We start from the raw sequence: 19,195 nt of genomic DNA, 5'->3' as shown, positions 1-19,195 counted from the left end.
CATGACGGCCCGCTTCGAATCGCCCGACGGCCGTGTCCACGCCAGCTACTGGCTGGAAACCGGCGACGACCCGCAGCGCGCCGCCGAGGTCATCGCGGGCGAGCAGTCCAGCGGCACCTTCACGGCCGTTCCGGGCGAGACACCCGAACTCAAGGCGCGCGCCGGTGCGCGCGTGGAACAGCTGGAGGTCATCGACCACAGCGACCGCCCCAGCCTGCCCGGCGGCATGGTGTCGGCACGCTACACGCGCTGCCGGCTCACGCTGTCCTGGCCGCTCGACAACTTCGGGCCTTCGCTGCCCAGCCTCGTGTCCACCGTGGCCGGCAACCTGTTCGAGCTGCGCCAGGTCTCAGGGCTGCGGCTGCTGGATCTGCGGCTGCCGGCGGCATTCGCCACGGCCGCGCCGGGCCCGGCCTTCGGCATCGCCGGCACGCGCAGGCTGGCTGGTGTGGCCAGCGGCCCGTTGATCGGCACCATCGTCAAGCCCAGCGTGGGCCTGTCGCCGGCGCAGACGGCCGACACGGTACGGCTGCTGGTGGCAGGCGGCATCGACTTCGTGAAGGACGATGAGCTGCAGGCCGACGGGCCGCATTGCCCGTTCGACGAACGCGCGCGCGCCGTCATGCAGGTCGTCAATGACGCAGCCGAGCGCAGCGGCCGCAAGGCCATGGTGGCCTTCAACATCACGGGCGACCTGGACGAGATGCGCAGCCGCCACGACCTCGTGCTGGCGCTTGGTGGCACCTGCGTGATGGTGAACCTCAACGCTATCGGCATCGCCGGCCTGCTGGCCTTGCGCAAGCATGCGCAGCTGCCGATCCACGCCCACCGTGCCGGCTGGGGCTACCTCTCGCGCAGCCCGGCCCTGGGCTGGGACTACGCGCCCTGGCAACTGCTGTGGCGCCTGGCCGGCGCCGACCACCTGCACGTGAACGGGCTGGCCAACAAGTTCAGCGAGCCCGATGCCAGCGTGGTCGCGGCCGCCCAAGCGGTGCTGGCGCCCGCCTTCGACGACCATCCCATGGCCGCCATGCCCGTGTTCAGTTCCGGCCAGACCGGGTTGCAGGCCGCGCCCACGCATGCGGCCGTCGGCGGCTGCGACCTGATCCACGCGGCCGGCGGCGGCATCCTGGGCCACCCGGGCGGCGTCCAGGCCGGCGTGGCCGCCATGCGTCAGGCCTGGGACGCCGCGCAGGCCGGCGTGCCACTGGCGCAGCACGCGCGCCAGCACGCCGAACTGCAGGCTGCGCTGGGGATCTGGTGATGGCGGCACCGACGCTGCCCCCCGGTCTGTTGCTGGCCTACTACGGCGACGACTTCACGGGTTCCACCGATGTGCTGGAGGCGTTCACGGCGGCCGGCGTGCCCACCGTGCTGTTCCTGCAGACGCCGGATGCGGCAGCACTGGCCCGCTTTCCGCAGGCACGCTGCGTGGGCCTGGCCGGCCCCTCGCGCGGCCGCGACCCGGCCTGGATGCAGGCCCACCTGCGCCCGGCCCTGCAGGCGCTGGCGGGCCTCGGCGCGCCGCTGCTGCAGTACAAGGTCTGCTCCACCTTCGACTCTTCTCCCGGCACCGGCTCGATCGGCTGCGCCATCGACATCGGCGTGCCTCTGATGCCGGGCAACTGGTCGCCCATGGTGGTCGGTGCGCCGCGGCTGGGCCGCTACCAGGCCTTCGGCAACCTGTTCGCCGTGGCCGACGGCCAGGGCTGGCGGCTGGACCGCCACCCCACCATGTCGCGCCACCCGGTCACGCCCATGGCCGAGGCCGACCTGCGCCGCCACCTGGGCGCGCAGACCGGGCGGCCGTGCGCGCTGGTGGATTTCACGCAGCTCCAGGCCGGGCACGGCGCGCAGGCGCTCGCCCAGTGCCTGCACAACAACCGCACGTCACCCGTGGTGCTGATCGATGTGCTGGACGAGCAGACGCTGGCCGAGGCCGGCCGCCTGGTCTGGGAGCAGCGCGGCGCGGGCGTGTTCACGGCCTCCTCTTCCGGCCTGCAGTACGCGCTGACGGCTTGGTGGCGCGCGCAAGGACTGCTGCCTGCGGCCGCGCCGTTGCCGGCGGCCAGGCCGGCCGGCCGTATCGCGGCCGTCAGCGGCAGCTGCTCGCCCGCCACGGCACGGCAGATCGACCAGGCGGGGGCCGATGGCTTCGCGCTGCTGCGGATCGACCTGGAGCGCGCGCTGGGCACCGGGGCGCAGGCCGAACTGGCGCGCGTGCTCGATGCGGCCTGCACGGCACTGGACCGGGGCACCAGCCCGCTGCTCTACACCGCGCGCGGCCCCGACGATCCGGCCGTGCAGGCCTTCGACGCCACTGCCGCCAGCGCCGGCCTGTCGCGTGCGCAGGCCGCCCAGCGCACCGGCGAACTGCTGGCCGCGCTGGTGCGCGCTTTGCTGGAGCGCGTGCCTGCGCTGCGGCGCATCGCCGTGGCCGGTGGCGACAGTTCCGGCGAGGTGGCGGCCGCGCTCGGCATCACGGCGCTGACGGTGGCGGCCGGCCTGGCGCCCGGCGCGCCGCTGTGCCGCGCCTGGTCGGCCGTGCCCGCGCGCGATGGCCTGGAGATCGTGCTGAAGGGCGGCCAGATGGGCGGGGCTGACTTCTTCGCCCGGGTGCGCGACGGGGCCCTGGATCCGGCCACCGGATAATGCGCCGGCACCACCCTGCCCGTCCGCGCCTTTCGCATGAGCACCACCGGCCCGATCCAGAAACGCAAGCTCTACCAGGAGGTCCGGGACCGCCTGATGGCCCGCATCGAAAGCGGCGAGATCCGCCCCGGCGAGCAACTGCCGCCGGAGCGCGAACTCATGGACTTCTACGGCGTGGGCCGGCCCGCCGTGCGCGAGGCGCTGCAGGCCATGGAGCGCTCGGGCATCGTGGAGATCTCGCACGGCGAGCGCGCACGCGTGGTCGTGCCCACGGCAGACGACCTGATCCGCCAGATCGGCAGCGGCGCGCGGCACCTGCTGAGCATGCAGCCCGACACGCTGGAGCACCTCAAGGACGCACGCGTGTTTCTGGAAGCCGGCACTGCACGCATGGCGGCCGCACGTGCCGCGCCAGAAGACGTGGCGGCCCTGCAGGCGCGCATCGCCGAGCACGAGGCCTCGCTGGCCCAGCTGGACCGCTTCCTCGACCGCGACATGGCCTTCCACCGCGAGATCGCGCGCATCAGCGGCAACCCGATCTTCCCGGCGATCGTGGAGGCCATCTTCCGCTGGGGCAGCGACTACTACCAGCCGCTGGTGCGCGCGCCCGGCGCCGAGCAACTCACGCTGGCCGAGCACCGGCGCATCGTCGATGCGATTGCGGCGCACGATGGCGACGCAGCCGAACAAGCCATGCGCGCGCACCTGCTGCGCTCCAACGCGATGTACCAGCGCATCGCCCAACAGCAGAGCGCGGACTGAGAAGCTGTGAACGAACCCCTCACGACCACGCGAGGCCCGATGACCAGTGGTTTCCAACACCATCGCCGCGCCCAGGGCCTCGCCCTTCGGGCCGGGGCACGCCAGGCCACATGCGGGCGTTGCAGTCCTTGCCCGGGCACGAGCCCGGGCAGCGGCCTGCGCCTACGCCTGTGGCCCGGCGCACCCCGTCGTGGCCGCGATCGGTTCATTCACAGCTTCTGATTCCCCACGGCGCGGCGCGCCACCCGCAGCGCACGAAACCGGCTCGCACGCAGCAGTTCAGAAGGCCGCGGAGCGGGCCGTGCCAGCGCAGCCGCGGAACTGGCTCTGCCAGGCCGCCGGGTGCGCCCCCTGGAGGGGGGATGGGATTTCTACACGCAGTGAGAAATCCAAACGGGGGTGTTTCATTTCATGCGCCGGCAGATCGCGGCGGTCATCTCGGTGCAGCTGGCCTGCCCGCCCAGGTCGCGCGGTACCACGCGGCCCTCGGCCAGCACCGCTTCCACGGCCTGCTCGACCCGCGCGGCGCCCGTGTGCAGTGCCTCGTCGCCATGCTGCTCGCCGAGCCAGCGCAGCATCAGCGCACCCGACAGCACGGTGGCGACCGGGCTGGCCAGGTTCTGCCCCGCGATGTCGGGCGCCGAACCGTGCGCGCCCTGGAACAGGCCATGGCGTTCGCCGAGCTCGGCCGAGGCCGCGATCCCCAGGCCGCCCACGGTGCCGGCGCCGAGGTCGGAAATGATGTCGCCGAACATGTTCTCGGCCACGACCACATCGTAGAAGTCGGGCTTCTTGAGCATGTGCACGGTGATCGCATCGGCGTAGGCGTAGTCGATCTCCACGTCCGGGTAGCCGGCCGCCACCTCGTCGCAGACGGCGCGGAAGAACGCATAGCTGCGCAGGATGTTGGCCTTGTCGCAGACCGTCACGCGGCGCTTGCCGTCGCGCGGTGCGCCCTGGCGCCGGCGCGCGAGGTCGAACGAGAACCTGGCCACGCGCTCCGTGCCCTTGCGCGTGACGACCAGTTGGTCGGTGACCACCTCGCCGCGCAGGTTCACGCCCGCACCGCGGCTGGCGTACAGGCCCTCGGTGTTCTCGCGCACGATCACATAGTCGATCTGGCCTGCCTGCCAGCCCGACAGTGGCGACTGCACGCCCGCGTACAGCCGGATCGGCCGCACATTGGCGAACAGGTCGAGCTTGAAGCGCAGCTGCAGGTGCAGGTCGTTGCCGACCTCGGTGCCGTCCGGATAGGTCACGCCCGGCAGGCCGGCCGCCCCGTGCAGCATGGCGTGCATGCTCTGGCAGGCCGCGAAGGTGTCGTCGGGCAGCACGGCGCCGCTGCGCTGGTAGTGCAAGGCCCCGCCGTCGAAGTTGGCAAAGCGCAGCACGCTGGCGCCACAGGCCTCGGTGAGCACGGTGACGGCGGCCCGGCACACCTCCGGGCCAATGCCGTCGCCTTCGATGGTCGCGATGTCGTAGCTGCGCATGGCTGTCTCGTCTCCTCGGTGGTTGGCCGACGAATATGCCAGACAATCCGGCGCCGCAGGCCCCCTTTCCCTCTCCGCCAACACGCAAGGACAACGGCATGAAACAGAAGATCGGCATGATCGGCATCGGCCTCATGGGCCACGGCATCGCGCGCAACATCGCCAGGCACGGCTACCCGCTCACCGTGCTCGAGCACGCCGGCAACCAGCCTCTGGACGAACTGAAGGGCGCGGGCGTGACGACCCAGACCAGCGCCAAGGACGTGGCCGCAGCCTCCGAGGTCGTGATCCTGTGCGTGACGGGCACGCCCCAGGTTGAGGCCGTGCTGCTGGGCGCGGGCGGCGTGCTGGAGGGCTTGAAGCCCGGCACCGTGGTGATCGACTGCTCCACGGCGGTACCGACCTCCACCGAGCGCGTGGCGCAGGCCGTGCAGGCCGCGGGCGGCCGCTTCCTGGACACCCCCATGACGCGCACGCCCAAGGAGGCGCACGAGGGCCGGCTCAACCTGCTGGTCGGTGGCGACGCGGCGCTATTCGCCGAATGCCGGCCCATCCTGGCCTGCTTCGCCGAGAACATCACGCATGCCGGCCCCATCGGCGCGGGCCACCGCATGAAGCTGCTGCACAACTACGTCTCGCTGGGCTTCGTGACCTTGCTGGCCGAGGCCGCGGCCTGCGCCCAGCGCGCCGGCGTGGCGCCCGAGGTCTTCGTCGACGTGCTGGCCAAGGGTGGCGGCGGCGGCGCGGCGCTGGAACGGCTCAAGCCCTTCCTGCTGGCCCAGGACAGCTCGGGCCTGCGCTTTTCCATGTCCAACGCGCTCAAGGACCTCAACTACTACACCCAGATGGCCGAGGACGGCGGTGCCGCGCGCGACGTGGCGCAGGGCGTGCGCCAGACGCTGGAGCAGGCGGTGCAGGCCGGCAACGGCGATCGCCTGCTGCCCGAGCTCGTGGCGCTGCTGGCGGCGCGCTGACCCTGGCGCCGGCCGTGTCACCGGGCGTGGTGATAATGGCCGGCACGCCCGCTTCTTCCAAGACAGGAACACGCTTTGAACAAGATCCTCGCCGCCGCATTGCTGGTCGCGGCCAGCACCCTGGCCCACGCCGAAACCTCGCCCGCCAAGAAGGAGCTCGTGAACAAGGTGCTGCAGCTGCAGCGCCCCATCGTGGAGACCCAGGTGCGCGGACTGGCCGAGCGGCCGGCCGTGGCGATCATGCAGTCGGTCAATGCCGTGATCCAGCAGCGCGTGCCGCTGGAAAAGCGCGAGGCGCTGATCCGCGAGGTGCAGGCCGACGTGCGCAAGTTCGTGGAGGAAAGCACGCCCGTCCTGCGTGAAGGCGCGGTGCGCCTGCTGCCCTCGACCACCGGCGCCGTGCTGGAGGCCAAGTTCTCCGAAGCCGAACTCAAGCAGCTGATCGGCGCGCTGGAGGCGCCGGCCTTCCGCAAGTACCAGCAGATCAACGAAGAGATGTTCCGCCCGCTGGCCGAGAAGCTCGGCCCCGAGGTGCGCGGCGACATGGAGCCCAAGCTCAAGGCGCTGGAAGCCTCCATCCGCAAGAAGCTGGACGCCGCCATCGGCGCGCCGGAACCGGCGCCCGCCGCCAAGCCCTGAGTTTCAGAGCGCGCAGCTGCGAAAACCGACGAAGCGCCAGTCGTCGTCGGGCAGCGCGAAGCCGCGCAGGCCACGGTCGTGCAACCGCGCACGCGTGGCGAAGGAGGCCCCGCGCAGCACCCGCGCGCGGCGCATCCAGGGTTGGCTCATCTCCGCCCAGGGCCCCGGCGTGAAGCCGGGCCAGGGCTGCAGCGTGCCGGCCATCCATTCGTGCACCATGCCCCAGTCGAAGCCACGCCGCGCCGCGGTGTGCGCGGCGCAATCCCATTCGGCCTCCGCCGGCAGGCGCCGCCCGGCCCAGCGGCACCAGGCGTCGGCTTCCCACCAGCTCACGTGTGTGGCGCTGTGCTCGGCGGCCATGCGCACCGGCCGGCCGAAGCGCTGCTGCAGCACGGCGCCGCTGGCCACGCCGATCTGTTCCACGTAGCGCGGCCCGCGCCGGCCGTCGTCCTGGGCCTGCGCGCGCTCCAGCCAGGCCCAGCCCTCGGGCTGCCAGAGTTCGGCGCGGTCGTAGCCGCCGTCGTCGACGAACTCCACGAACTGGGCCCAGCTGACTGGCTGGGCATCGATCTCGAATTCGGGGATCTGCACCGCATGGGCCCATTGCTCGTTGTCGAGCACGAGGCCGTTGGGCATCGCGCCCAGCTGCCAGCGCGTGGCCGGCACCAGCAGCGGCGCGGACGGGCGGCGCGGTTCGCGCGCCAGCAGCGGCACCGGCACGCCCAGGCGCTGGGCCTGCACCAGGATGTCCTCGCCACGCTGGTCCTCGTGCAGCACCGCCAAACGGAAGAAGTACAGGCCGGCATCGTTGTCGGGCGCCTTCTCCAGCAGTTCCAGCGTGCTCTCCAGCTGCTCCAGCAGATAGGCTCGCGTGGTGGCCGCATCGGGCCCCTGCTCGGCCCCATCGGCCCACCACAGGTCGGCCCGGGGCTCGATGGAGGCCAGGCGCAGCGGCTGGGGCGGACAGGCCGCACCCTGGTGGCGCTGCGGGTTGCGGCCGATCCAGCGCTCGGCGAACCAGCCCGCATGGCCGGCCAGCCAAAGAGGATCGCCCGCCCGGCCCGCCATGCCCGCGCCATGGCGCTCGCACAGGCCCAGCAAGTGCAGCGTGTGGTTGCGCGCGTCCATCAGGGCCAGCGACAAGGCCTCGCGGCCGGCGCGGCGGAAGGCGGGCGTGTCCACGGACGCGGACAGCGTAGCGGCGGAAGACGTTGGCATGGGCCATTATGGGCACGGCCGCCGGCCCGGGTTCCCACGCGGAAGACCGCACCGGCACAGCCTATAAAATCCGCGCGCCTCACGCACCCGACCTGCTGGCGCACAACGCCGGTGTGTCGGGTGCTTTCGCATCCGGGGCATCCAACACCAACGAGGAAGACATGCAAGGCTTGTTAAAGCTATCGCGGGCCATCGACTGGCTCAACGCCCAGGTGGGCAGGTGGGTGATCTGGTTGATCCTGGCGTCCACCGCCATCAGTGCGATCAATGCCGTGGTGCGCAAGGTGTTCAACACCAGTTCCAACGCCTACCTCGAAGTCCAGTGGTACCTGTTCGCCTGGTCCTTCCTCGTGGCCGCCGGCGTGACGCTGCTCAACCGCGAGCATGTGCGCATCGACGTGCTGAACAGCCGCCTGCCCAAGAAGGCGCAGGTCTGGATCGACATCGTCGGCTTTGCGCTGTTCCTCACGCCGCTGTGCCTGCTGGTGCTGTACTACACCGTGCCGATGACGCTGCAGCAATACCAGAGCGGCGAGATGTCCGGCAACCCCGGCGGCCTGATCCGCTGGCCCGTGTGGCTGGCGCTGCCGGTGGGCTTCACGCTGCTGATGCTGCAGGGCTGGTCGGAGCTCATCAAGCGCATCGCTTTCCTGACCGGCGACGGACCGGACCCGACCGTCAAGGCCGGGGAGAAAAGCGCTGAAGAAGAACTGGCCGAGATCCTGCGCCAACGCGAGCAGGGCGAGGCCGCCGAGGCCCCTGCGGCGGCCCGCTGAGCGCGCGCCAGAGACGACAACGATGGAATTCATCACCACCAACTTCGCCCCGATCATGTTCGCGGGGCTGATCTGCTTTCTGCTGCTGGGATTTCCGGTGGCCTTCAGCCTGGGCGCCTGCGGCCTGAGCTTCGGCATCATCGGCATCGAACTCGGCGTGTTCCCCGCCTCGGTGCTGGCCTGGCTGCCGCAGCGGCTGATCGGCATCATGGCCAACGACACGCTGCTGGCCGTGCCGTTCTTCACGCTGATGGGCCTGATCCTGGAGCGCAGCGGCATGGCCGAGGATCTGCTCGACACGGTCGGCCAGGTGTTCGGCCCGATGCGCGGCGGCCTGGCGCTCGCCGTGGTTTTTGTCGGCGCACTGCTGGCGGCCACCACCGGTGTGGTGGCGGCCTCGGTGATCTCCATGGGCCTGATCTCGCTGCCCATCATGCTGCGCTACGGCTACGACCGTAAGTTCACCAGCGGCGTGATCGCGGCCTCGGGCACGCTGGCGCAGATCATCCCGCCCTCGCTGGTGCTGATCATCATGGCCGACCAGCTCGGCCGCAGCGTGGGCGACATGTACAAGGGGGCTTTCGTGCCGGCCTTCTTGCTGGTGGGCTGCTACGTGCTCTACATCGCTGCGCTGGCCATCTTCAAGCCGGCCAGCGTGCCGGCCTTGCCGCCCGAAGCGCGCATCTACCGCGAGCCCAACGGCAGCGGCGGCTACCCCTCGCTGCTGGCGCTGGCGATCATCTCCTTCCTGGTGTCGATGGTGCTGGCGCGCCACATGCCCGAGGTGCACAGCTGGTGGCTGGACAAGGAGATCACCACGGTGGCCACCGACGAGAAGGTCGTGGTCGCCATGTGCGGCGGTGCCATGGTGGCATTGCTGATCGCGCTGCTGAACAAGCTCACCGGCCTCGGCCTGCTCTCGCGACTGGCCGAGCGCGTGACCTTCGTGCTGATCCCGCCACTGCTGCTGATCTTCCTGGTGCTGGGCACGATCTTCCTGGGCGTGGCGACGCCGACCGAGGGCGGTGCCATGGGAGCCATCGGCGCCATCGTCATGGCGTGGATGCGCGGCCGGCTCGGCCTGGCGCTGCTCAAGCAGGCACTGGCCAGCACCACCAAGCTGGGCAGCTTCGTGATGTTCATCCTGATCGGCGCCACCGTGTTCGGGCTGGTGTTCCAGGCTGCGGACGGCCCGATCTGGGTCGAGCACCTGCTGGCCAGCCTGCCGGGCGGACAGATCGGTTTCCTGATCTTCGTGAACCTGCTGGTGTTCTTCCTGGCGTTCTTCCTGGACTACTTCGAGCTGTCCTTCATCGTCGTGCCGCTGCTCGCACCGGTGGCCAACAAGCTGGGCATCGACCTGATCTGGTTCGGCGTGCTGCTGGCCATGACCATGCAGACCTCGTTCATGCACCCGCCGTTCGGCTTCGCGCTGTTCTTCCTGCGCTCGGTGGCGCCGGACAAACCCTATGTGGACCGCGTGACCAAGAAGGTCATGGACCCGGTCACGACCATGCAGATCTACAAGGGCGCGATTCCCTTCCTGTTCATCCAGCTGTTCATGGTGGGCGTGATGATCGCCTTCCCAAGCCTGGTCACGGGCAGTTTGGACAAGGTGCAGAGCTACGACCTCAAGGCCGTCGGCGAACAGATGCGCGAAGGGCTGCAACCCGAAAGCGGTGGCGAAGGCTACGGTGCCGATGGCGGCTACGGCGCCGACGAGAAGCCGGCGGAGCCCGAGGGCGGCGCATCCGCGCCGGCCGTGCCGGCACCCGAGGCGGCCCCGGTCGCCGCCGACGACGACCCGATGAAGGCCATGCAGGACGCGCTCAAGCAGCAAAAGCCCTGAGCTGCCCCACCATGAAAAAAAGCCCCGCGGCCTGCGCCGCGGGGCTTTTTGCTTGGGGCCTGAAGGATCAGATCTTCACGCCGTTCATGTACTGGTTGAACGGGAACTCGGAGAAGCGGTTCCACAGGATCTGGTCGCGCTGGAAGGCGCGCATGTCCTGGTGGATCTTCTTGAACTCGGGCGACTTGGCCTCGTGCTCGGCGAACACTTCCATGCAGGACTTGAAGCCGGCATCGATCACGGCCTTGGGGAAGGCCATGAGCTTGGTGCCTTCGGCCACGAGCTTCTTGATCGCGACCGGGTTGAAGGCGTCGTACTTGGCCGTCATGTCGGTCGCGGCCACCTTGCAGGCAGCGTCCAGGATGGCCTTGTTCTCGTCGGACAGCGCGTTGTACTTCTTCACGTTGATGAAGAACTCCAGGTCGGCGCCGCCTTCCCACCAGCCGGGGTAGTAGTAGTACGGGGCCACCTTGTTGAAGCCCAGCTTGGCATCGTCGTAGGGGCCGACGAACTCGGCCGCATCCAGCGTGCCCTTTTCCAGCGCCTGGTAGACATCGCCGGCCGGCATGTTCTGCGAGACCACGCCCAGCTTGGCCATGCCTTCGCCGAACACGCCGCCGCCCATGCGCATCTTCAGGCCCTTGAGGTCAGCCGCCGTCTTGATCTCCTTGCGGTACCAGCCGCCCATCTGCGTGCCGGTGTTGCCGGCGCTGGCGGTCTTGAAGTTGTACTGCGCGAAGAAGGCGTCCAGCAGCTTGCGGCCGTTGCCGTGGTCCTTCCAGGAGGTGTTCTGGCGCGTCGTCAGGCCGAAGGGCACGGCGCAGCTGAACGCGAAGACCGGGTCCTTGCCGGTGAAGTAGTAGGCCGCGGTCTGCGCCATTTCGATGTTGTCGCCCTGCAGCGCATCGACCACGCCGAATGCGGGCATCAGTTCGCCGGCCGGGTGCACGGAGATCTCGAACTTGCCGCCCGACAGCGCCTTGACCGTCTTGGACAGCATTTCGGCCGAGCCGAAGATGGTGTCCAGCGAGCGCGGGAAGCTCGAAGCCAGGCGCCAGCGCACTGCGGCCTGGGCGTGGACGGCCGGCGCGATGCCCGTGGCCAGCACCCCGGCGATGCCTGCATTCTTGATGACGGAACGACGATCCATTGAAAAGCTCTCCGAAGATTCAACAAAAGAAAAACCCGCTTCCCTTTTGGAGAAACGGGGACACAAGGTCGGCGCCGATTGTAGAAAGCGGTTACAAGCCGCTTCTTGCGGGTTTACCCCCAAACGAGGGGTTCATGCAACGAGCTTGAGTGCGGCCTGGGCCTGCTCGACGAGAGACGGGAAGCGGGCCTCGATCGCCTTCGCGATGCCCGGCGCATCCAGGCCCTGCAAGGCCAGCAGCTTGGCCGGGTCGCCGTGCTCGATGAAGCGGTCGGGCAGACCCAGTTGCAGCAGGGGCTTGACCAGGCCGGCTGCAGCCAGTGCCTCGGCCACGGCGCTGCCGGCGCCGCCCATGATGGCGCCCTCTTCCACCGTCACCAGCGCGTCGTGTTCGGCCGCGACCTGCAGCAGCAGTTCGGTGTCCAGCGGCTTGGCCCAGCGCATGTTGACCACCGTGGCATTGAGCCGCTCGGCCGCCTCCAGCGCCGGGTACAGCAGGCTGCCGAAGGCCAGGATGGCGATGCGCCGCCCCGCCGCTGGCCGTTGCGCCTGGCGCCGCACTTCGCCCTTGCCATAGGGCAAGGGCTGCAGGTCGGTGGCCACGGTGGCGCCGACACCGGCACCGCGCGGATAGCGCACGGCCACCGGATGCTCCTGCGCGAAGGCGGCGCTGAGCAGGCCGCGGCATTCGCCTTCGTCGGCCGGACAGGCGATGGCGATGTTGGGAATGCAGCGCAGGAACGGGATGTCGTAGGCGCCCGCATGCGTGGCGCCGTCGGCGCCCACGAGGCCGGCGCGGTCGAGCGCGAACACCACGGGCAGGTTCTGCAGCGCCACGTCGTGGATCAGCTGGTCGTAGGCGCGCTGCAGGAAGGTCGAGTAGATCGCCACCACGGGCTTGAGGCCCTGGGTGGCCAGGCCCGCAGCGAAGGTCACGGCATGCTGCTCGGCGATGCCGACGTCGTAGTAGCGCTTGGGAAAGCGCTGCTCGAACTCCACCATGCCCGAGCCTTCCCGCATGGCTGGCGTGATGCCGACCAGGCGCGGATCGTGCGCGGCCATGTCGCACAGCCACTGGCCGAACACCTGCGTGAAGGTGGGCTTGCCCGGCGTGCTGGGCTTGACCAGGCCCACGCGCGGATCGAACTTGCCGGGCCCGTGGTAGGCGACGGGATCGGCCTCGGCCAGCTTGTAGCCCTGGCCCTTTTTGGTCACCACGTGCAGGAACTGCGGGCCCTTGAGGTGACGGATGTTCTCCAGCGTGGGGATCAGCGATTCGAGGTCGTGCCCGTCGATCGGGCCGATGTAGTTGAAGCCGAACTGCTCGAACATGGTGCCCGGCACGACCATGCCCTTGGCATGCTGCTCCAGCCGCTTGGCCAGCTCGAACAGCGGCGGCGCGGCCTTGAGCACCTGCTTGCCGACGTTCTTGGCGCGCGCGTAGAAGTTGCCCGACAGCAGCTGGGCCAGGTAGCGGTTCAGCGCGCCCACGGGCGGGCTGATGCTCATGTCGTTGTCGTTCAGGATCACGAGCAGATTGCAGTCGCACACACCCGCGTTGTTGAGCGCCTCGAAGGCCATGCCGGCCGTCAACGCACCGTCGCCGATGATGGCTACGGCGTGGGTGTCCTCGCCCTTCTGTTTGGCCGCCATGGCCATGCCCAGCGCCGCCGAGATCGAGGTCGAGGAATGCGCCGTGCCGAAGGTGTCGTACGGGCTTTCGCTGCGCATCGGGAAGCCCGACAGGCCGCCCAGCTGGCGCAGCGTGGGCATGCGGTCGCGCCGGCCGGTCAGGATCTTGTGCGGATAGGTCTGGTGGCCCACGTCCCAGACCAGCTGGTCGGCGGGCGTGTTGAAGACGTAGTGCAGCGCCACCGTGAGCTCCACGGTGCCCAGGTTGGAGCTCAGGTGGCCGCCGGTCCTGGAGACGCTGTCCAGCACGTAGGCGCGCAGCTGGTCGGCCAGCGTTTTGAGTTCGTGGCGCGGCAACCGGCGCAGGTCGGCCGGATCGTTGATGCGCATGAGCAGCGGGTAGGCCGCTGCGTCCGGGTTCGCCATGGGGTTCATCTCTCCGTAACGCTCAGGTCGAGCGGTTCACGACCATGTCGGCCAGGGCGCGCAGCGCGCGCGTGTCGGCCAGGCCGGCGCCATCCAGCGCCATGAGGGCCTGGCCCAGCAGTTCCTGGGCATAGGCCTGCGAACGCGCCAGGCCCAGCACCGAGACGTAGGTGGGTTTGTCCTGCGCGGCGTCCTTGCCGGCGGTCTTGCCCAAGGTGGCGGAGTCGGCCGTCACGTCCAGGATGTCGTCGACGACCTGGAACGCCAGGCCCAGCGCGGCGCCGTAGGCCGCGAGGCCCTGCAGCGCCTGCGCGCTGCAGCTGCTCTGCGGATCGCAGCAGGCCGCGCCCATCATCACGCTGCCCTGCAGCAGCGCGCCGGTCTTGAGCCGGTGCATGTCGCGCAACTGGTCTTCCGACAGGCTGCGGCCGATGCTGGCCAGGTCGATGGCCTGGCCACCGGCCATGCCCTCGCAGCCCGCGGCGCGTGCCAGCAGGCGGCACAGCCTGGCCTGCACGCCGGCCGGGGCGGTGGCGTGCTCGGACGTCAGCAGTTCGAAGGCCAGGGCCTGCAGGGCATCGCCTGCCAGCAGGGCCTGGGCTTCGCCGAAGCGCACGTGCACGGTGGGCTTGCCCCGGCGCAGCACGTCGTTGTCCATGCAGGGCATGTCGTCGTGCACGAGCGAGTAGGCATGGATCAGTTCGACCGCGCAGGCCGCGCGCAGCGCCGCATCGTCCAGCGCACGGGCCATGCCCTCGGGCTCGGCGCCGCCCACGGCCGCGCGGGCCGCTAGCACCAGCAGGGGCCGCAGCCGCTTGCCGCCGTCCAGCACGGCATAGCGCATGGCCTCGCGCAGCGCAGCGGGGGCCTCGTGGCCGTCGTCATCGGCCGTGTCGGGTGCGACCCAGGCCGACAACGCGCTCTCGACGCGGTCCAGCGTGGCGGTGCTCCAGGCGGCGAGATCGAAATCAGCGAAGGCAGGCACGGCGCTCATTCGGCGCTCCAGGGCTTGACCTGGCCTTGCTGGTCCAGCACACGGATCTGCTCTTCCACGGCGTCGAGCCGGCCGCGGCAGAACTGCAGCAGGTCCGCGCCGCGGCGGTAGCCGGTCAGCAGGCCGTCCAGCGGCATCTGGCCCGATTCCATCTGGCCCACCAGCGCTTCCAGCTCCTGCAGCGCGGCCTCGTAGCTGACCGGGGCGGGTGGGGGCGAGGCGGCGGCCTTGGGCATGGGCAATCTGGAGCGAGTTGGGGCGAAGGGCGGGATTTTAGGCGCTGCGCCGCCGCGCATTCCTTACAGGGCGAACTGACATCGGTCGGGGCTACAATCGCGCCTCTTTTTCCCTAGCAAGCGGCAACGCTTCGAAAGGAGCCTCGGCGGCTCAGCCGATCCACCCCTCCCGCGCAAATCTCCACTGGTGCCTTGGTGCCGTCGGAACAGGCGCCTACCCTGCCCCTTCATAGGGGGAGTCTCTAGGTCAGGACGTGCATGTCTGATTTAAGTCTTCAACTTCAGCAGGCCGAAAGCCAACTTCCCGTTTCCAGCTATTTCGACGAGGCGCTGTTCCAGCGCGAGTTGGAGACGATCTTCCAGCGCGGGCCCCGCTACGTGGGGCATGAACTCCTGGTGCCGCAGGTCGGCGACTACCACGTGCTGCCGCAGGAACGCGGGGGCCGCGCGCTGGTGCGCACGCCGCAGGGTGTGGACCTGGTGTCCAACGTCTGCCGCCACCGGCAGGCCGTGATCCTCCAGGGCCGCGGCTCGCTGGCGAATACGCAGAGCGGCAGCGCGGGCGGCAACATCGTCTGCCCGCTGCACCGCTGGACCTACAGCGGCGGGCGCGGCGACAAGGCGGGCACGCTGCTGGGCGCGCCGCATTTCGCCGAGGACCCCTGCCTGAACCTGGCGAACTACCCGCTGCAGAACTGGAACGGCCTGCTGTTCGAAGGCGCCGAGCCCGGCCGCGTCGAGCGCGAGCTGGCCCGCCTGGGGCCGCGCGCCGACCTCTGCTTCGACGGCTACGTGTTCGACCGCGTGGAGTTGCACACGTGCGACTACAACTGGAAGACCTTCATCGAGGTCTACCTGGAGGACTACCACGTCGGCCCGTTCCATCCCGGCCTCGGGAACTTCGTGACCTGCGACGACCTGCGCTGGGAGTTCGGCGAGCACCACTCTGTGCAGACCGTGGGCATCGCCGGCCGCCTGGGCAAGGCCGGCAGCCCGGCCTACCAGCGCTGGCAGAAGGCCTTGATGGACTACCGCAACGGCGAGGCCCCGCGCTACGGCGCGATCTGGCTGACCTACTACCCCACCGTGATGGTGGAGTGGTATCCGCACGTGCTGACGGTGTCCACGCTGTACCCGGTGTCGCCGCAGAAGACGCTCAACACGGTGGAGTTCTACTATCCCGAGGAGATCGCCGCCTTCGAGCCCGAGTTCGTCCAGGCCCAGCAGGCCGCCTACATGGAGACCTGCGTGGAGGACGACGAGATCGCGCTGCGCATGGACGCCGGCCGCAAGGCGCTGATGGAGCGCGGCGACGACGAGGCCGGCCCCTACCAGAGTCCGATGGAAGACGGCATGCAGCACTTCCACGAGTGGTACCGGCGGCAACTGCGGGGCGTGCCGCTGGCGCGGCCGTTCCAGACGCGGGAGCGCTGAGCACCCGCCCGTCTGCCAAGGGGCCTCGGCCCCTTTTTCTTTTCCCCCTCACAACAACAAGCAAGAGCGGTCATGCAAGGTCTCTGGATGGTGGCGTCGGCGTTCCTGTTCGCCGCCATGGGGGTGTGCGTCAAGTTCGCATCGGCCTCGTTCAACAGCGCCGAACTGGTGTTCTGGCGCGGCATCGTCGGCGTGGTCTTCATCGGCGTGCTGGCCCGGCGCCAGGGCGTCTCGCTGGCCACGCGCTACCCGGGCATGCATGTCTGGCGCAGCGTGATCGGCACCTTCTCGCTGGGCTGCTGGTTCTACGCCATCGCGCACATCCCGCTGTCGGCGGCGATGACGCTGAACTACATGAGCAGCATCTGGATCGCCACCTTCCTGGTCGGCGGCGCGCTGCTGGCCTGGGTGCCGATCCCGGGCCGCGACGGCCGCGTGCCGCTGCCCCCGCTGCAGGGCGTGCTGGCGCTGACGGTGCTGGTCGGCTTCGCCGGCGTGGTGATGATCCTGAAGCCCGACGTGAACCCCGGCCAGGGCTTCGCCAGCATGGTGGGGCTGATCTCGGGCCTCACGGCGGCCTTCGCCTACCTGCAGGTCATCGCGCTGTCGCGCATCGGTGAGCCCGAGACGCGCACGGTGTTCTATTTCGCGCTCGGCGCAGCCGCGATGGGCGGGCTGTGGATGCTGTTCACCGGCCTGTCGCCCTGGAACTGGCTGCACGCGCTGTGGCTGCTGCCCATCGGCGTGCTGGCGGCCCTGGGCCAGCTGTGCATGACGCGCGCCTATGCCCAGGCCAAGACCCAGGCCGGCACGCTGGTGGTGGCCAATCTGCAGTACTCGGGCATCGTCTTCGCGTCTATCTTCAGCGTGCTGCTGTTCGACGACGTGATCGACACGACGGGCGTGGTGGGCATGGGCCTGGTCATCGCGAGCGGGGTGGTGGCCACGGTGCTGCGCCAGCGCGCCGTGCCCAAGGCACCGGCGGAGGAGCATTGAGGCCCGGGGCGCCACAATGGCGTGTCCAACACGAAGCCGAGTGCCCATGTACACCACCCTGATCACGCCGGAACAGTTGCGCGCCCTGCGCGCCAGCGGCCAGCCGCAGATGCTGTTCGACTGCAGCTTCGAACTCATGCAGCCGCAGGCCGGTGACGCCCAGTACCGCGACGCCCACATCCCCGGCGCTGTGCGCGCCGACCTCGACCGCCACCTGAGCGCCATGCACGGCGCACCGGGCAGGCACGGCACGCTGACCGCGCAGGCGGCCGACGCGCCGGCCTCGGGTGGACGCCACCCGCTGCCCAACCGCGAGAAGTTCGCGATCTGGCTGTCCAGCGTCGGCTTTGCCAATGGCATGCAGGCGGTGGTCTACGACCGCCAGGGCGCCAACTACTGCGGCCGGCTCTGGTGGATGCTCAAGTGGGCCGGCCACGAGGCCGTGGCCGTGCTCGATGGCGGTTTGCAGGCCTGGCAGGCCAGCGGCGGCGAGGTGGTGGCCGGCGAGGAGCCGGGCCACTTCCGCAGCAACTTCGAACTGCGTGCGCCGCTGGCGCGCCTCGTCGATGCCGATGCGGTGCTGGCGCGGTTGGACAGTCCCGCGCAGACCGTGCTCGATGCGCGCGCAGGCCCGCGTTTTCGTGGCGAGACCGAACCGCTCGACCCGGTGGCCGGCCACATCCCGGGCGCGCTGAACCGCCCGTTCGCCCAGAACATCGGCGAAGACGGGCGCTTCAAGCCCGCGCAGCAACTGCGCGCCGAATTCGACGCGCTGCTGGCCGGACGCGACCCGGCCAGCGTGGTGCACCAATGCGGTAGCGGCGTCAGCGCCGTGCCCAACCTGCTCGCCATGCAGGTGGCCGGCTACCCTGCCACCGCGCTCTATGCCGGTAGCTGGAGCGACTGGTGCAGCGACCGGAGCCGTCCGGTCGCCACGGGCGGCTGAGCGCCGCGATCAGCCCTTGCGCGCGCGTTCGGCATCGCGCAGGCGCTTGATCTCGTCGTGGTTGCGCTGGGCGCCGGCCATCTGCTGCTGCACCAGCGTGCGCACATCGGCCGGCAGCGCCTGCGCCAGCACCTTGCGGTAGCGGGCCAGCGCCGCATCCTCGCCGCGCTCGCATTCCTCCAGCATGTCCAGGTCGCTCAAGGCGCCGACGCTGCCACGTGCGCTGACCCAGCCGCGGTGCAACGCGCCCGTGGCGCTGCCGCGGTCGTTGGCCTCACCGCCCAGGCGACCGATCGCCGCGACGAGGTCCTCGGCACCGCGGGCGCAGCTCTGGGCGCGGTCGCGCAGCAAGGTGGCCAGGCTGGCGGTGCGCGTGTGTTCGGCTGCCTCCTTGAAGCCCTTCTCGCCGTCGCGGCAGGTCTTGAGCAGGTCGTCCAGCGACTCCAGCACCTCGTCGCGGTCGTAGTCGCCCGTGCTGGTGGCTGGCGCCTGCACGCGGTCCCAGGCGGCGCGCGTGGCGGGGCGGGCCTGCTGCCAGTCCAGCGACGAGTTGCCGCGCCGGCTGTCCCAGTCGCGCGCCAGCGCCGGTTCGACCTCCTCGAACGGGCCCGGATAGGTCGTGGTGGCACCCCAGCCGTAGGCATAGGCAGGGCCATAGTCGTCGAAGCTGCGACCGGCTTCGTAGTAGGGCTCGCGCGTATAGCTTTCGCGCCAGTAGGCTTCCTCGACCGTGGGGTTGATGCGCTCGGCCGTGGCCTTGCCAGCCAGGCCGCCCACGATGGCGCCGGCGACCAGGCCGACGGCAGCGCCGATCGGGCCGCCGACGGCGCCGATGGCCGCACCGGCGACGCCGCCGCCGGTGGCGCCGACACCGGTGCCTACAGGATGCGCGCCGGGTGCTTCGGTGATGGGATCGAGGTTGCGCTGGTCGCGCAGATCGCGTTCGTCGGCTGCTGCCATGGTGGTGCTCCTTCGCTCAGGTTGAACAAGGTCCCGTCGCGGGACATGTCCCCATGGTCGG

Annotated in this window: 17 protein-coding genes; 10 read left to right on the top strand and 7 right to left on the bottom strand. The window is 70.0% G+C overall.

From position 1 onward, the window contains the following. Window position 1: 1 nt before the first annotated feature. Genes ACSQ4M_RS21105 through ACSQ4M_RS21095 form a run of 3 tightly spaced genes read left to right on the top strand, consistent with a single transcriptional unit; the run spans window position 2 to window position 3,414 of the window. Window positions 2-1,264 (top strand): ribulose-bisphosphate carboxylase large subunit family protein, encoded by a 1,263-nt coding sequence (locus ACSQ4M_RS21105; protein ID WP_436191377.1) that lies wholly within the window; start codon window positions 2-4, stop codon window positions 1,262-1,264. After that, window positions 1,264-2,652 carry a 3-oxo-isoapionate kinase OiaK gene (gene oiaK, locus ACSQ4M_RS21100; RefSeq protein WP_436191376.1) on the top strand — a complete coding sequence of 463 codons (1,389 nt, stop codon included), beginning with the start codon at window positions 1,264-1,266 and terminating at the stop codon, window positions 2,650-2,652. Before ACSQ4M_RS21105 ends, oiaK begins: the two co-directional genes overlap by 1 nt. A gap of 36 nt (window positions 2,653-2,688) precedes the next feature. After that, window positions 2,689-3,414 (top strand): transcriptional regulator NanR, encoded by a 726-nt coding sequence (locus ACSQ4M_RS21095; protein ID WP_436191375.1) that lies wholly within the window; start codon window positions 2,689-2,691, stop codon window positions 3,412-3,414. A gap of 404 nt (window positions 3,415-3,818) precedes the next feature. On the opposite strand, the gene ACSQ4M_RS21090 is transcribed toward ACSQ4M_RS21095, so the two are convergent. Further along, on the bottom strand, window positions 3,819-4,904 hold the full coding sequence (locus ACSQ4M_RS21090) for an isocitrate/isopropylmalate dehydrogenase family protein (protein ID WP_436191374.1): 1,086 nt from the start codon (window positions 4,902-4,904) through the stop codon (window positions 3,819-3,821). Between the two features lie 98 nt (window positions 4,905-5,002). On the opposite strand from ACSQ4M_RS21090, the gene ACSQ4M_RS21085 reads away from it, so the two are divergent. Beyond that, entirely contained in the window at window positions 5,003-5,878 is an 876-nt protein-coding gene (locus tag ACSQ4M_RS21085) for an NAD(P)-dependent oxidoreductase (RefSeq protein WP_436191373.1), read from the top strand. 75 nt (window positions 5,879-5,953) lie between these two features. Further along, entirely contained in the window at window positions 5,954-6,517 is a 564-nt protein-coding gene (locus ACSQ4M_RS21080; RefSeq protein ID WP_436191372.1) for a hypothetical protein, read from the top strand. A 3-nt stretch (window positions 6,518-6,520) separates the two neighbouring features. Here the strand turns inward: ACSQ4M_RS21080 and ACSQ4M_RS21075 are convergent, their stop codons facing one another. Further along, entirely contained in the window at window positions 6,521-7,735 is a 1,215-nt protein-coding gene (locus ACSQ4M_RS21075; RefSeq protein ID WP_436191371.1) for an SUMF1/EgtB/PvdO family nonheme iron enzyme, read from the bottom strand. A gap of 161 nt (window positions 7,736-7,896) precedes the next feature. Here ACSQ4M_RS21075 and ACSQ4M_RS21070 point away from each other — a divergent pair, with 161 nt between their 5' ends. Both ACSQ4M_RS21070 and ACSQ4M_RS21065 read left to right on the top strand, forming a co-directional pair. Then, window positions 7,897-8,511: a TRAP transporter small permease subunit gene (locus ACSQ4M_RS21070; protein ID WP_436191370.1), complete on the top strand. Its 615-nt coding sequence runs from the start codon at window positions 7,897-7,899 to the stop codon at window positions 8,509-8,511. Window positions 8,512-8,533: 22 nt separating this feature from the next. Continuing rightward, a complete protein-coding gene (locus tag ACSQ4M_RS21065) occupies window positions 8,534-10,360 on the top strand; it encodes a TRAP transporter large permease (RefSeq protein WP_436191369.1) in 1,827 nt (608 codons plus the stop codon). 67 nt (window positions 10,361-10,427) lie between these two features. On the opposite strand, the gene ACSQ4M_RS21060 is transcribed toward ACSQ4M_RS21065, so the two are convergent. The 4 genes from ACSQ4M_RS21060 to xseB all read right to left on the bottom strand — a co-directional run bounded on the left by ACSQ4M_RS21060 (window position 10,428) and on the right by xseB (window position 14,798). Then, window positions 10,428-11,510: a TRAP transporter substrate-binding protein gene (locus tag ACSQ4M_RS21060; RefSeq protein ID WP_436191368.1), complete on the bottom strand. Its 1,083-nt coding sequence runs from the start codon at window positions 11,508-11,510 to the stop codon at window positions 10,428-10,430. A 132-nt stretch (window positions 11,511-11,642) separates the two neighbouring features. Beyond that, entirely contained in the window at window positions 11,643-13,568 is a 1,926-nt protein-coding gene (dxs, locus tag ACSQ4M_RS21055; RefSeq protein WP_436191367.1) for a 1-deoxy-D-xylulose-5-phosphate synthase, read from the bottom strand. Window positions 13,569-13,590: 22 nt separating this feature from the next. Beyond that, window positions 13,591-14,562: a polyprenyl synthetase family protein gene (locus ACSQ4M_RS21050; RefSeq protein ID WP_436191366.1), complete on the bottom strand. Its 972-nt coding sequence runs from the start codon at window positions 14,560-14,562 to the stop codon at window positions 13,591-13,593. Further along, window positions 14,559-14,798, bottom strand: coding sequence for an exodeoxyribonuclease VII small subunit (gene xseB, locus ACSQ4M_RS21045; RefSeq protein WP_056666587.1), 240 nt, complete (start codon window positions 14,796-14,798; stop codon window positions 14,559-14,561). Before xseB ends, ACSQ4M_RS21050 begins: the two co-directional genes overlap by 4 nt. Window positions 14,799-15,056: 258 nt before the next feature. Between xseB and ACSQ4M_RS21040 the strand changes: the two genes are divergently transcribed. From ACSQ4M_RS21040 to ACSQ4M_RS21030, 3 genes are all read left to right on the top strand, one after another. Next, the gene (locus tag ACSQ4M_RS21040; protein ID WP_436191365.1) at window positions 15,057-16,232 is read left to right on the top strand and encodes an aromatic ring-hydroxylating oxygenase subunit alpha; all 1,176 of its coding nucleotides are present in this window, start codon (window positions 15,057-15,059) and stop codon (window positions 16,230-16,232) included. A gap of 72 nt (window positions 16,233-16,304) precedes the next feature. After that, on the top strand, window positions 16,305-17,228 hold the full coding sequence (locus ACSQ4M_RS21035; RefSeq protein ID WP_436191364.1) for a DMT family transporter: 924 nt from the start codon (window positions 16,305-16,307) through the stop codon (window positions 17,226-17,228). A 46-nt stretch (window positions 17,229-17,274) separates the two neighbouring features. Next, window positions 17,275-18,174, top strand: a complete 900-nt coding sequence (locus tag ACSQ4M_RS21030; protein ID WP_436191363.1) for a sulfurtransferase — start codon at window positions 17,275-17,277, stop codon at window positions 18,172-18,174. A 9-nt stretch (window positions 18,175-18,183) separates the two neighbouring features. Here ACSQ4M_RS21030 and ACSQ4M_RS21025 read toward each other — a convergent pair whose 3' ends face one another. Further along, a complete protein-coding gene (locus ACSQ4M_RS21025) occupies window positions 18,184-19,134 on the bottom strand; it encodes a ferritin-like domain-containing protein (RefSeq protein WP_436191362.1) in 951 nt (316 codons plus the stop codon). Window positions 19,135-19,195 lie beyond the last annotated feature (61 nt).

It is taken from the genome of Pseudorhodoferax sp. LjRoot39 (assembly GCF_964253035.1).
Classification (GTDB): Bacteria; Pseudomonadota; Gammaproteobacteria; order Burkholderiales; family Burkholderiaceae_C; genus Pseudorhodoferax.
The sequence above is the reverse complement of the archived record's forward strand: the minus strand, read 5'-3'. Positions and strand labels throughout refer to the sequence as shown.